15 protein-coding genes are annotated in these 11,530 nt (G+C 38.4%); 11 read left to right on the top strand and 4 right to left on the bottom strand.

Features of this window, described 5'->3' with window-relative positions; translation table 11 throughout:
* Positions 1 to 220: 220 nt before the first annotated feature.
* Both ZA05_RS06280 and ZA05_RS06275 read left to right on the top strand, forming a co-directional pair.
* Entirely contained in the window at positions 221 to 955 is a 735-nt protein-coding gene (locus ZA05_RS06280) for a LytTR family DNA-binding domain-containing protein (protein ID WP_053990832.1), read from the top strand.
* A gap of 148 nt (positions 956 to 1,103) precedes the next feature.
* Complete coding sequence (locus tag ZA05_RS06275) at positions 1,104 to 2,948, top strand: tetratricopeptide repeat protein (protein WP_231632456.1); 1,845 nt, start codon at positions 1,104 to 1,106, stop codon at positions 2,946 to 2,948.
* Here the strand turns inward: ZA05_RS06275 and ZA05_RS06270 are convergent.
* Complete coding sequence (locus tag ZA05_RS06270; RefSeq protein ID WP_053990830.1) at positions 2,945 to 3,523, bottom strand: DUF3109 family protein; 579 nt, start codon at positions 3,521 to 3,523, stop codon at positions 2,945 to 2,947. The genes ZA05_RS06275 and ZA05_RS06270 overlap by 4 nt on opposite strands.
* A 123-nt stretch (positions 3,524 to 3,646) precedes the next feature.
* On the opposite strand from ZA05_RS06270, the gene ZA05_RS06265 reads away from it, so the two are divergent.
* The 3 genes from ZA05_RS06265 to ZA05_RS06255 are packed head-to-tail and all read left to right on the top strand — an operon-like array spanning position 3,647 to position 5,052.
* Entirely contained in the window at positions 3,647 to 4,234 is a 588-nt protein-coding gene (locus tag ZA05_RS06265) for a MarC family protein (protein WP_053991037.1), read from the top strand.
* A gap of 12 nt (positions 4,235 to 4,246) precedes the next feature.
* Entirely contained in the window at positions 4,247 to 4,450 is a 204-nt protein-coding gene (locus tag ZA05_RS06260; protein ID WP_053990829.1) for a hypothetical protein, read from the top strand.
* Positions 4,450 to 5,052 (top strand): FAD-dependent oxidoreductase, encoded by a 603-nt coding sequence (locus tag ZA05_RS06255; RefSeq protein ID WP_053990828.1) that lies wholly within the window; start codon positions 4,450 to 4,452, stop codon positions 5,050 to 5,052. Before ZA05_RS06260 ends, ZA05_RS06255 begins: the two co-directional genes overlap by 1 nt.
* A gap of 3 nt (positions 5,053 to 5,055) precedes the next feature.
* Here the strand turns inward: ZA05_RS06255 and ZA05_RS06250 are convergent, their stop codons facing one another.
* From ZA05_RS06250 to ZA05_RS06240, 3 genes are all read right to left on the bottom strand, one after another.
* Positions 5,056 to 6,648, bottom strand: a complete 1,593-nt coding sequence (locus tag ZA05_RS06250) for a S41 family peptidase (protein ID WP_053990827.1) — start codon at positions 6,646 to 6,648, stop codon at positions 5,056 to 5,058.
* Between the two features lie 61 nt (positions 6,649 to 6,709).
* A complete protein-coding gene (locus tag ZA05_RS06245) occupies positions 6,710 to 7,141 on the bottom strand; it encodes a dCMP deaminase family protein (RefSeq protein ID WP_053991036.1) in 432 nt (143 codons plus the stop codon).
* A 227-nt stretch (positions 7,142 to 7,368) separates the two neighbouring features.
* Positions 7,369 to 7,959 carry a HupE/UreJ family protein gene (locus tag ZA05_RS06240; protein ID WP_053990826.1) on the bottom strand — a complete coding sequence of 197 codons (591 nt, stop codon included), beginning with the start codon at positions 7,957 to 7,959 and terminating at the stop codon, positions 7,369 to 7,371.
* A 161-nt stretch (positions 7,960 to 8,120) separates the two neighbouring features.
* On the opposite strand from ZA05_RS06240, the gene ZA05_RS06235 reads away from it, so the two are divergent.
* The 6 genes from ZA05_RS06235 to ZA05_RS06210 all read left to right on the top strand — a co-directional run bounded on the left by ZA05_RS06235 (position 8,121) and on the right by ZA05_RS06210 (position 11,519).
* Positions 8,121 to 8,570, top strand: coding sequence for a LexA family transcriptional regulator (locus tag ZA05_RS06235; protein ID WP_053990825.1), 450 nt, complete (start codon positions 8,121 to 8,123; stop codon positions 8,568 to 8,570).
* Positions 8,571 to 8,809: 239 nt separating this feature from the next.
* Entirely contained in the window at positions 8,810 to 9,292 is a 483-nt protein-coding gene (locus ZA05_RS06230; protein WP_053990824.1) for a hypothetical protein, read from the top strand.
* 11 nt (positions 9,293 to 9,303) lie between these two features.
* Positions 9,304 to 9,696 carry a hypothetical protein gene (locus ZA05_RS06225; RefSeq protein WP_053990823.1) on the top strand — a complete coding sequence of 131 codons (393 nt, stop codon included), beginning with the start codon at positions 9,304 to 9,306 and terminating at the stop codon, positions 9,694 to 9,696.
* A gap of 34 nt (positions 9,697 to 9,730) precedes the next feature.
* Complete coding sequence (locus ZA05_RS06220; protein ID WP_053990822.1) at positions 9,731 to 10,585, top strand: DUF5777 family beta-barrel protein; 855 nt, start codon at positions 9,731 to 9,733, stop codon at positions 10,583 to 10,585.
* 20 nt (positions 10,586 to 10,605) lie between these two features.
* Positions 10,606 to 10,965 (top strand): hypothetical protein, encoded by a 360-nt coding sequence (locus ZA05_RS06215; RefSeq protein ID WP_053990821.1) that lies wholly within the window; start codon positions 10,606 to 10,608, stop codon positions 10,963 to 10,965.
* An 11-nt stretch (positions 10,966 to 10,976) separates the two neighbouring features.
* Complete coding sequence (locus tag ZA05_RS06210) at positions 10,977 to 11,519, top strand: YceI family protein (RefSeq protein ID WP_053990820.1); 543 nt, start codon at positions 10,977 to 10,979, stop codon at positions 11,517 to 11,519.
* Positions 11,520 to 11,530 lie beyond the last annotated feature (11 nt).

Genomic DNA, 11,530 nt, shown 5'->3' with positions numbered 1-11,530 from the left:
TACAAAAAATTTATCCCTTTAACACTTCAAATATCTTTAATTCAATTCAACTACATTACCCTAGTTGTATAGTTGGTTAAAAAAACTGTATAATTGGAACAAACATTAAATTAGACAAAAATAGTGTAAAAACCACACTATTTCTCTTAAAATAATTTCAGTCCACTTAAATTATTAACAGCATATACTTCTATACTAGAATATTACTATATTTGAAGCTATGATAAAAGCCGTTATAGTTGACGATGAACCAAAAGCTATACAAAGTTTGTCCTGGGAGTTAACAAACTTTAGCGACGAGATAGAAATTGTCAAAACATTCACCTCCCCAGAGGCCGCCATAGATTATCTTGAAACCAATCCGCCTGATTGTTTATTCCTAGACATACAGATGCCTACAATGGATGGCTTTCAGTTTTTGGACAAACTTAAAAGCAAGGATTTTGCCATAGTTATCACCACCGCTTATAACGAATATGCAATCAAGGCTTTAAAACACGAAGCTATTGACTACTTGCTGAAACCGATAGATTCCGATGATCTAGAAGACACCATCAAAAGGATTAAAAAATTCAATTACAGGTTGCTCAATTCCTCCAAAATTGAAGACGTCCTAATCAATTTTCACACAAAATTGGATCAGAAAAAAATCACTATCAATACCGATGGAAAATTGATGTTTGTACCGGTAGACGACATTTTGTTCATAGAATCCGATGGAAACTATAGCACTATCGTCATGGTAGATGGACAAAAGACCGTAATTACCAAAAAACTGAAGGAGGTAAATAGCATTTTGCCGGAACAGTTCTTTTTTAGAATACACAACTCCTTTATCATCAACCTCAACCGGATCAAGGAATACATTAAAAATGACGGCTACGTAGTCATGCAATCCAACCATAAAATTCCCGTTGCCAGACAACGTAAATCAAATTTTTTAGAGAAATTTTAAAATGTCGGTTTCATCTTCAATTGGATTTTTAAAAACGCTAACATTGCCTAAAACTTTTGTTTTAGCGCTATCTCTTGTACTGCTATTTTTCAGTGCAAACAGCTATCCGCAATCCACTGAAGATTTCTACAATAAGGCCTCACACCTAATGAAAACAAGGCCCAAGGAATATGCTGAAATCAACGAAACCTTAAAAAAATACAGAAGAGATAGTATAAAAATGCAGACCCTGGCAACCATGGCCGAAGCCTCCAATAACACGGAGACCCAATGTTATGCCTACAATTCCCTAGGGATCATTTACAGAAACATATCCAAATACGAAGAAGCCCTCCTATCCCACAAGAAAGCTTATGATCTTGCCGAAGAAGCTCAAAATACAGAATTGGAGATTATATGCCTTAACATGCTAGGAGTGGTATATAGGCGCATGGACTTGGTAAAGCCTGCTTTAGATTACCACAAAAAAGCTTTAGATCTCGCCAACTCCTACGAAAACCCTTCACCGGAAACAAAACACAGTATTGCCGTATCCCAGAACAGCATGGGAAATATATACTTGGCTCTAAACCAGTATGACCTGGCCCTAAAGCAATTTAAAAAGTCATTGGTGATAGAAAAAGAGCAAGACAATACATTGGGCCTCGCAATCAATTACCAAAATATAGGCTATGCCAACGAAGCCAAAGGCCTGTTGGACCAAGCCCTATCCGATTACCAGACCTCTTTAAAATACAACAATGAAATCGACTCCGATATTGGCCGTGTAATTTGCAACAATAGTATTGCCCAGATCTACATCAAACAAGGAAAGCCAGAACTAGGGCAACAGATTATTGAGAAAGCACTGGAAATGGCCCTTTTGGAAGGAGACCAATTCTACATAGCTTCCTCCTATATTAATTTAGGTTGGGCACAAAATGAATTGGGCAACTATAAAGAAGCCGAAAACAACCTAAAAACAGCCCTGGACATCGGCGAAAAATACAGCTTAAAAAGCGCTAAAGTGGAGGCCCACAAACACCTATCTGAACTTTACCAAAACAAGGGGGATTACAAGACTGCGCTCGAAAGATACAAGGATTATATTGAAGAGGAAGAAACCATTTTAAACGAGCGAAACCTCCAATATGTAAACGACATTATTCTGCAATATGAAAGCGAAATAAAAAACAACCAAATACGCGTTCTTGCCAGTGAAAATGAACTCGTAAAATCCAAATTACTCCGCAACCAAAAGATATTCTGGTACTCTCTAATAGCATTAATCCTCATTGCAGGAGGCATCATTACAGTTAATAGACACCGTCAATTAAAACAAGAAAAACAGATTCTTACATTAGAACAGGATATGCTCAGAAGCCAGATGAACCCACACTTCATCTTCAATTCACTCAACTCCATTAAGCTTTACATTATCAACAACGAGAAGGAAAACGCGGTGTATTACCTCAACAAGTTTTCAAAGCTCATTAGAAAGATTCTGATTGCTTCCACGGAAAAAGAAATCTCCCTGGAAGACGAGCTGGATACCATGAAGCTTTATATGAATATTGAGAACATACGGTTTTCAAATGAAATTGACTTCCAAGTAAAAATAGACGACAACATTAATACAGCCAATGTCAAGTTACCATCCCTAATACTACAGCCCTTTTTGGAAAACGCCCTATGGCACGGCTTATCTTCAAAAAAGAATGATAAAAAAATAGTATTGCATGCCTCAAAAACCACCGACGATTACGTTACCATCTCCATTACAGACAACGGTATTGGGAGAATAGAGTCTGAAAAAATCAACAAAAACAAACTGTTAAAAAGAAAATCAGTAGGCATTGCCTTAACCAAGGCCAGATTGTCCAATTTCTACAAAACATATACAAGTCCTTATAAAATTGAAGTTGAAAATTTGTATGATACCAACCATAAACCTGCAGGCACCAAAGTCATCATACACATTCCTATCCGCTCCAGTGTTCTAAGAACTGCCTAACTGTTTTGTTCCTGAAATTTTTCCGCCACTTTTTCCAATTCGGAATACCAATCCTCTCCAAACTTACGGATAAGGGCCTGCTTCACAAACTTATATACAGGCACCTGAAGTTCTTTTCCTAAGCTACAAGCATCATCACAAATGTGCCATCTGTGATAATTGACAGCCGCAAATTCACTGTAATCCTGTACCCTAACAGGGTATAAATGACAAGACACCGGTTTCTTCCAAGAAATGTCCCCTTGGTTATAAGCTTCCTCTATACCGCAAAGTGCCGTTCCCTTTTTATCAAAAATAACATAGGCACAATCCGCTCCATCAATCAAAGGGGTTTCAAGTTCATCATCTTCTGTGGTGATATAAGCGCCCTGCGACTCAATAGCAGCAATTCCCTCCTTGCGCAAATAGGGTTTTACTTTTGGATAAATCTCCTTTAAAATCTCAGCCTCTTCTTCATCCAAAGGCGCACCAGCATCTCCATCGATGCAACAAGCTCCTTTACAGGCTGAAAGATTACACACAAAATCATTCTCTATGATTTCCTCCGAAACTATGGTTTTTCCTAACTGAAACATGCCGCAAAGATAAGCCATATTCCATCAAAACGAGTCCTTTCAAAAGCAATTAAATTTTACCCTCTTTTTAAAGCTCATTAATTTCTAAATCCCGAAATTTGCCAAAAATTTCAACATAACATGATACAACTCAACATAAAAGAAATCATCACCACTTTCATGGTCTTGTTTGCCGTAATAGATATTATTGGCAGCATTCCCATTATCATAGATCTACGAAAAAAAGCAGGCCACATACAAAGTGAAAAGGCAGCCATCATTGCCGGGATCATTATGGTTCTATTTCTGTTTTTAGGAAAAAGCATTTTGTCCGTAATAGGCATAGGCGTGAATTCTTTTGCGGTAGCCGGCGCATTTGTACTGTTTTTTATTGCACTAGAAATGATCTTGGGAATTACCCTTTATAAGGAAGAAGAAAGCAATGCCATGAATGCAAGTGTATTTCCTCTAGCCTTCCCACTAATCGCTGGACCGGGAAGTTTAACTACCCTTTTATCCTTAAGGGCAGAATACCGCCTAGAAAACATTATAATTGCGGTAATTTTAAATGTTATATTCATTTATATAGTTCTGAAAACTTCAGCGAAAATAGAACGCATGATTGGCCAAAATGGGATTAGTATTATCAGAAAAATATTTGGTGTTATACTCTTGGCCATTGCGGTAAAACTATTTGCTCACAACATTAAAGCTCTATTTGAACTCGCTTAAACATATATTATCATGAAAATATTTACCATCATTTTTACAGTCATTGCCTCGGCACTTATCATATTCAACATTACTCAAATTGATTTTAGCGCTCCTTTTAAAGGCCAAAGTATCATTGCATTGATTACTATTCTAGCTGCCCTTTGCGGAATTGTACTACTACAGATTTTGCGTATCTCAAAGCGCATTGAGAAAAAAATGAAAAACAAAAAATAATGTTCGACGCTTTAATAATTGGTGGCGGTGCCGCAGGAATGTCCTGCGCATTAGTTCTTGGATCTGCAGTCAACAAATTATACGCCCAGGACAAAAAGATTGGTATTGTTATGCACCAAAAGGCATCACATCTCCAAAGCGCCTTATTCAATAATGCCTTGGGCTTAGCAGCAGGCACTACCGGCCAATCTGTTCTGGAACAAGGAAAACAGCAACTGGCGACTCAGTACCCACATGTAAATCAAATTGAAAACGAAAAGGTGCTGGAAATAAAATGGACGCCTGAGGGTTTTGAAGTACTCACCAACAAAAGCACATATACCTCTGCAATAGTTATAGTGGCTGCTGGTTACACCAACGTACTATCCATTAAAGGACTTGAAAACTATATTGCTCCACATCCTCGAGCTGCGGTTGAAAAGGAGCGCATTTGGTTAAAAAATGAAGACCATCTAATTACAAAAGGACTTTATGTAGCGGGTACCTTGGCCGGCTGGAGAAGTCAATTCAATATTGCTGCAGGAAGTGGCGCACAAGTGGCTACAGATATCCTAACCCTTTGGAACGATGGAAAGCAAAGCCATGTACATGACAAATTATAAAGGCTACTCCCCTTTACTTAATTTAACCACTTCCAAAATCATATCATCAGCGGAATTCATGATGCGCTCGTAGGTGTTGCCTCCATATAACTGGTCAGCCAAATCTGCCTTGATCATTCTTTTTATGGCATCGTGGTAAGCCACAAACGTCATCTTGGTACTTTCTTTCAGATTCAAGTAATCCTGAAACTTGACCACAATATCATCGCTCACTTCGAAATTTTGAATAAAATCCTCTTTCTCCACATTGCCATACACACTTCTATCGCGATCCAGTTCCTCGAACACAAAGTTACTAACATACCCTCTTCGCTTGATATAGCTTAATGTTTCGTTTTGAAAACTCGTATCCAACGGCACAAAAATATCCGGGATTATACCACCGCCTCCATACACAATTTTTCCTTTTGGAGTCACAAATTTCAATGAATCGGCCACCTCAATACTTGCTTCCTCATTAAGTTCTCCATTGCGAAGTCGCTTGTAGTAATCATTATAATATTCATCGTTATTGCCGTTATGGTAGGGCCTCTGAATGGAACGCCCTGTAGGTGTATAATATCTCGAAACTGTTAAGCGTACTGCACTTCCATCCCCCAGTGCCATTTCACGTTGCACCAATCCTTTTCCGTAAGAACGTCTACCAATAATAGTTCCCTTATCATTATCCTGAAGCGCCCCAGCTACAATTTCACTGGCAGAGGCAGAATTTTCATTGATGAGAATATACACTTCACCTTCCTCAAAATCCCCGTTGCGCGTGGCATAGCTTCGCTCTATTTTACCGGCCTTGTTTTTAGTGAATAGAATTAGCTTATCGTCTTCTAAAAATTCATCTACAATCTGCTCTGCAATCCCTAAAAAGCCACCTGGATTGTCACGAAGATCCAAAACCAACTGTGTAGCTCCATTATCTTGAAGTTTGTCCAAGGCTACTTTAAACTCGCGATAGGTAGACTCTGCAAAACGGTTAATTTTAATGTAGCCCAATTTAGATGTAAGCATATAAGCAGCATCTACACTTTTTATAGGAATTACAGTTCTTTTGATGTCAAAATCAAGCAATTCATCTTCGCCCTTTCTGAATACAGTCAAACGCACTTTAGTGTTCTTTTCACCCTTCAGTTTTTGGATGATATCATCGTTAGACCAATTCCGTCCAAATATAGAATCACCATCGGCTACAATAATGCGATCTCCTCCCTTGATACCCGCCCTTTCGCTAGGCCCACCTTCAACAGGTCTAATCACAGTAACCGTATCCTTGTAGGTATAAAAGCTAACGCCAATCCCTACGAAATCTCCCTTCATATTCTCTGTCACACGCTCCATTTCCCCCTTAGGAATATAGGTAGAATGTGGATCGAGATTATCCAAGATGCCATTTACAGTAACGTCTACAATGCTATCTGTATTAACGTCATCAACATATTCGTATTCAATATAATCTATCAGTCGATTGAGTTTGTCCTTTTTACTATTGGATGTAAACAGTCTGTCGGAGGTATCTGCAAAATTCAGTTTTCCCCCAATAAGCACACCAATAGCCACGGCTATCCCCACAATAAGCGGTATGTATTTTTTCTTAAAACTCAATCCTTTTTGAGACGTTTCAATTACTTATAGCTATAATTCGCTTTTAATATTTCAAAGGAAATCAATCCTCCAAATCTTCAATCAACACCAAGTCAATACCTGCTTTTTCCAAAAACCTGATTCCAGAATCATCTTTATATGGCTGCTGATACACAACCCTAACAATTCCTGCTTGATGTATCAATTTACTACATTCTTTACAAGGCGACAAGGTGATATATAAAGTTGCTCCATTACAGGATTGCGTGGAGGAAGCCACCTTTAAAATAGCGTTGGCTTCAGCATGTAACACATACCATTTGGTATAGCCCTCATCATCTTCACAATAGTTTTCAAAGCCAGTGGGCGTACCGTTATACCCATCTGAAATGATCATTCTGTCTTTAACTATAAGGGCTCCAACTTGTTTCCGTTTGCAATGTGATAATCTTCCCCATTCTTTGGCAATTCTTAAATACGCCTTGTCATAGCGCAACTGTTTCTTTTTCGGCATTCTTTTATTTTCAATTATCAGGGCGTGCCCATCTTCTGTACGCAAAAGCACGGAATGATATACACTAAATTTATTCTATTCAGGTTTCCCCCAGCAATTGGGCTAGGGTTAAAAAGGGATATCGTTTACATGCCTGCAAACGGTATAACGAAGATAACGGGTTCATAGTTTAATTGCAATGCGTTTAGAGTTAAAGTTTTATCAAAACCCTAATTTACATGCAATCTTCAAGAAAGGTACCCACTGCGCATCAGCATAGGAATTATAGCACCCAAAACCATGGCTGAAATCACCATCACCCAATCACGCTTGGAAAACCTAAATATGGTTTCTCCCAAGAACCCAATAAACAAAATGATGAAAGCAACAATAAGCTGGGCTATTTCCAAGCCTAAGGAGATTTCCAATAGGGTGAGCAGTTTCATATCGGATGCATGTACCAATCTTCCAAAAGTTCCCACATAACCCATTCCATGCACCAACCCGAGAAACAAGGTGGCAAAAAATAAAATTCCTATCTTTTCATTTTGAGCCTTTTTGCCAGAAGTAAACACATTGTAAAGGGCCACAATTAAAATGGTAATAGGGATTAAAAATTCCACCAGAGACGCATTCACTCTAACCACATTGTAAGTGGCCAAGGCCAAAGACAACGAATGGCCCAAAGTAAACATGGTAATCAAAAGTAAAACGCGTTTCCAATCTTTGAACAGATATGGAACCATCAAAACAATCAAAAATAAAATGTGGTCGTAGGCTTTCATGTTCAGCACATGGTACATACCCTGCTGAAGGTGAGTTAAGAAATCGGCAAGCATAATTAATTAGAATTTGGGATAAGTCAAAAATACGATTAATCAGGGATTGGCAAAACAAATTTTAACATATTGTCACCATCGGAAAAGATAGGTTTTTATACTTTTTAATGTATTTTTAAAACATCAATACAAAACCTAACTGCTTACCAAAAAACAACCAAATGGCCCTAAAGTTCTTAACACCCAGCAACAGCCTCGAGTTTTTTTCTCCAGATCTTTCCAATAGTCTGGAAATTACTTTGGCTCAAACGGGAATATCTGCCGGCCACCCCTCTCCCGCAGACCATTACGAAGAGTCTAAAATAAGCCTAGACCAAACCTTGGTACGCAATAAGGAAACTACTTTCTATGCCAGAGTAAGTGGGCAGTCCATGATAGGAGCAGGATTGGACGATGGGGACTTATTGGTAGTCGATAGAAGCCTTACCCCCAAACATAACAAAATAGCAGTGTGTTTTATTGATGGGGAATTTACCGTAAAACGGCTTAACGTTACAGGCGAAGGAGTATTTTTAATGCCAGAAAACCCTGCTTACGACCCCGTAAAAGTAAATGAGGAAAGTAACTTCCAAATATGGGGTGTCGTTACACACGTGATTAAGAAAATGTAATTTCATTCAGCACGCTCAAACATACACTAAGTTCAAAATTCTTTCAGGTATTTCTTATTGGTTAGCTCTAGCAGGCCTTACCTACCCCTTCCAAAATACGCAAATAACAAGTCCAAATATTGCTGGGTTTTTCAGTTTTATTTCTCAAAACACAACTATTTCATTAACTTTCTCATAAAAAATTGATATTTTAACACTTTAATCTATTTTAGATTAGACTTCAAATTAATTCAATTGTTATGAAAAAATCACTTCTTTTGGCCCTTCTTACGCTCGGGTTTTCTTGGATACTTACAAGTTGCTCCTCTGATGATGACAACAATAATTCAAACAACGATGCAATTATTGAAGAGGTTGAAAATATTGCTGAATCTGGAGATTGGATTATAACTTCATTCATAGATTCTAATGAAGATGAAACCAGCCATTTCACAGGTTATACCTTCACTTTTGGAAGCAATGGCACCCTAACCGCAACCAACGGCACAACTACCCATACAGGTATCTGGACTATTACCGACAGTAGCAATAGTACAGACGATGACAATAACAGTGATGACGATCTTGATTTCAATATCTTTTTTAATGTGCCAGACACTAATGATTTTGAAGACCTAAATGACGATTGGGATATAGACACCTATAGCAGCACAACAATTAAACTTATCGATATTAGTGGAGGCAATGGAGGCACCGATACGTTAACTTTCCAAAAACTCTAACCCTCCATTATATGAAATCAACTCGTAACTGGCTTTTCATTATCGCCATAATTGCCATCGTGGCCATTTTGGGGTACAACTACGTTTATCAAGACCATAGAAATATAGAAAAAGAGGCTCCAAGCTTTACTGTGGAAGCCCCAGCTTTGGTTTCTGAATTCTCTTCAGACCCAACAGCTGCTGAAGCAAAATACCTAAACAACACCATTGCAGTTTCTGGGATAATTACTGAAAGTTCAACACAAAGTATCACACTTAACGACAAAATATTTTGCCAACTATCACAACCTGCTGAAACCACTATAGTACAAGGTCAAACCATCACCATCAAAGGGCGCGTTATTGGCTATGATGATCTTTTGGAAGAACTGAAATTAGACCAATGCAACCCTATCAACAACTAACTCATAACAACCCTTTATTGAATTCTTATCACATATGAAGCATCTTTATTTTTTATTTTTTCTGTTTTGCATTCCATTATCCTCCTTCTCTCAAGAGGATTTACTAAGCGAAATAGACACAGACACTATGGTAGACCCCTATGTTTCTGCCGTATTTAAAGGTCTTAAAATCGTCAATTTTGAATCTACCAAACTCGTCGCCAAAAACGAATTTACCTTTGTAGTAGCGCACCGATTCGGCAGTATCGAAAATGGTTTCGACACCTTTTTCGGTCTTGACGATGCCGTAACCAGACTTAATTTCATCTACGGAATTAGCGACGGATTCAACGTCAGTGTATCGAGAAGTTCCTACCAGAAGATTTATGAAAGCGCCATTAAATATCGCCTTTTCAGACAGGAAACCAATGGGTTTCCCCTAACTATTGTAGGCTATAATTCGCTATTGATAAATACTGCATTAGACGAGGATAACCTGCCGAAACTGGAATTTAAACACCGATTGGGATACACAGCACAATTACTCATTTCAAGGAAAGTCACCAAAAATCTATCTTTAGAATTAGCACCCACCTTTTTCCATGACAATTATGTGCAGTTTGATGACCAAGATAACTCGCAATTTGCCCTTGGATTTGGAGGGAGATACAAATTGTCAACCAGATGGTCCCTTAATATGGACTATGGCTGGCACCTTAACCGCGCTTCTAATTCACCATTCAAAAACCCACTATCAATTGGTGTAGATTTGGAAACGGGAGGCCATGTATTCCAAATGCATTTCACCAATGCACAACCCATGAACACCAACGGATTCTTAGGACAAAGCACTGGCGACTGGACCGACGGAGACGTTTATTTTGGATTTAACTTAAGCAGAATATTTTAATAACACACAAAAAAACAACTATGAAATTAACTTACACCTCAATTTTAGCCTTATTGTTATTGTTTAACTGTTCCAACGATAGCGAAGACGACTTAACCGACGACACTCCTATTACAGAAACAATTACCTATAACGAGCATATTAAATCCATCATGGATAATAATTGCATCAACTGCCACAGTAATCCACCAGTAAATGGCGCACCAATGGCATTGACAACTTATGAAACTGTAAAAGAATCTATGTTGAACAGAAATCTTTTTGGACGTATCACGACAGATAACACAGCATTATTAATGCCTGTTGGAGGTCCTAAATTGCCACAAAACCTCATTGACCAAGTTGAGCAATGGGAAACAGATGGCCTACTTGAAGAATAAATACCATTATTATGAAAACACTTGTCTACCTCCTGATATGCTTCAGCCTTACAGGCTTTGCCCAGGAAAAGTATCTCACGAAAACAGGAACCTTGGAGTTTGAAGCTTCGGTGCCCTCCTTTGAGGAAGTGGCCGCCAAAAACACTTCGGTAACCGCTATTTTAAATGCTGACAATGGTGAATTTGCCTCATTGGCATTGGTAAAAGGATTTCGGTTTAAAAATGCCCTCATGGAGGAACATTTCAATGAAAACTATGCGGAATCCTCAGAATTCCCGAAAGCGACCTTTAAAGGCACTTTCAAAGATTTTGAAGGGAAAAGCCTTTCAGGGAAACAGCAATTCACCATAGATGGTGAGCTGACCTTTCACGGAGTTACCAATACCCTAAAGGACATTCCTGTGACTATAGAAAAAAAAGGAGATCAACTCGTCCTAACAGGAAGTTTTGTAGTGCTCATTTCGGATTACAACATCAAAATACCAAGTATTGTTGAGAATAAAATTTCCAAAGACGTTAAAGTGAGTTTCAACTTCACATTAGACAAGAAATAACAAAAACAAAC

It is taken from the genome of Mangrovimonas sp. TPBH4, assembly GCF_001280505.1.
GTDB lineage: Bacteria > Bacteroidota > Bacteroidia > Flavobacteriales > Flavobacteriaceae > Mangrovimonas_A.
The sequence above is the reverse complement of the archived record's forward strand: the minus strand, read 5'-3'. Positions and strand labels throughout refer to the sequence as shown.

What these genes read in the sequence shown, in the direction of transcription:
- ZA05_RS06270 (WP_053990830.1), bottom strand. Translation starts at nt 3,523, where the DNA reads ATGTTTCAGTTAGGAAAAACCATAGTTTCGGAGGAAATCATAGAGAAT.
- ZA05_RS06225 (WP_053990823.1), top strand. Translation starts at nt 9,304, where the DNA reads ATGAAATCAACTCGTAACTGGCTTTTCATTATCGCCATAATTGCCATC.
- ZA05_RS06230 (WP_053990824.1), top strand. Translation starts at nt 8,810, where the DNA reads ATGAAAAAATCACTTCTTTTGGCCCTTCTTACGCTCGGGTTTTCTTGG.
- ZA05_RS06260 (WP_053990829.1), top strand. Translation starts at nt 4,247, where the DNA reads ATGAAAATATTTACCATCATTTTTACAGTCATTGCCTCGGCACTTATC.
- ZA05_RS06275 (WP_231632456.1), top strand. Translation starts at nt 1,104, where the DNA reads ATGAAAACAAGGCCCAAGGAATATGCTGAAATCAACGAAACCTTAAAA.
- ZA05_RS06235 (WP_053990825.1), top strand. Translation starts at nt 8,121, where the DNA reads ATGGCCCTAAAGTTCTTAACACCCAGCAACAGCCTCGAGTTTTTTTCT.
- ZA05_RS06215 (WP_053990821.1), top strand. Translation starts at nt 10,606, where the DNA reads ATGAAATTAACTTACACCTCAATTTTAGCCTTATTGTTATTGTTTAAC.
- ZA05_RS06255 (WP_053990828.1), top strand. Translation starts at nt 4,450, where the DNA reads ATGTTCGACGCTTTAATAATTGGTGGCGGTGCCGCAGGAATGTCCTGC.
- ZA05_RS06280 (WP_053990832.1), top strand. Translation starts at nt 221, where the DNA reads ATGATAAAAGCCGTTATAGTTGACGATGAACCAAAAGCTATACAAAGT.
- ZA05_RS06240 (WP_053990826.1), bottom strand. Translation starts at nt 7,959, where the DNA reads ATGCTTGCCGATTTCTTAACTCACCTTCAGCAGGGTATGTACCATGTG.
- ZA05_RS06220 (WP_053990822.1), top strand. Translation starts at nt 9,731, where the DNA reads ATGAAGCATCTTTATTTTTTATTTTTTCTGTTTTGCATTCCATTATCC.
- ZA05_RS06210 (WP_053990820.1), top strand. Translation starts at nt 10,977, where the DNA reads ATGAAAACACTTGTCTACCTCCTGATATGCTTCAGCCTTACAGGCTTT.
- ZA05_RS06245 (WP_053991036.1), bottom strand. Translation starts at nt 7,141, where the DNA reads ATGCCGAAAAAGAAACAGTTGCGCTATGACAAGGCGTATTTAAGAATT.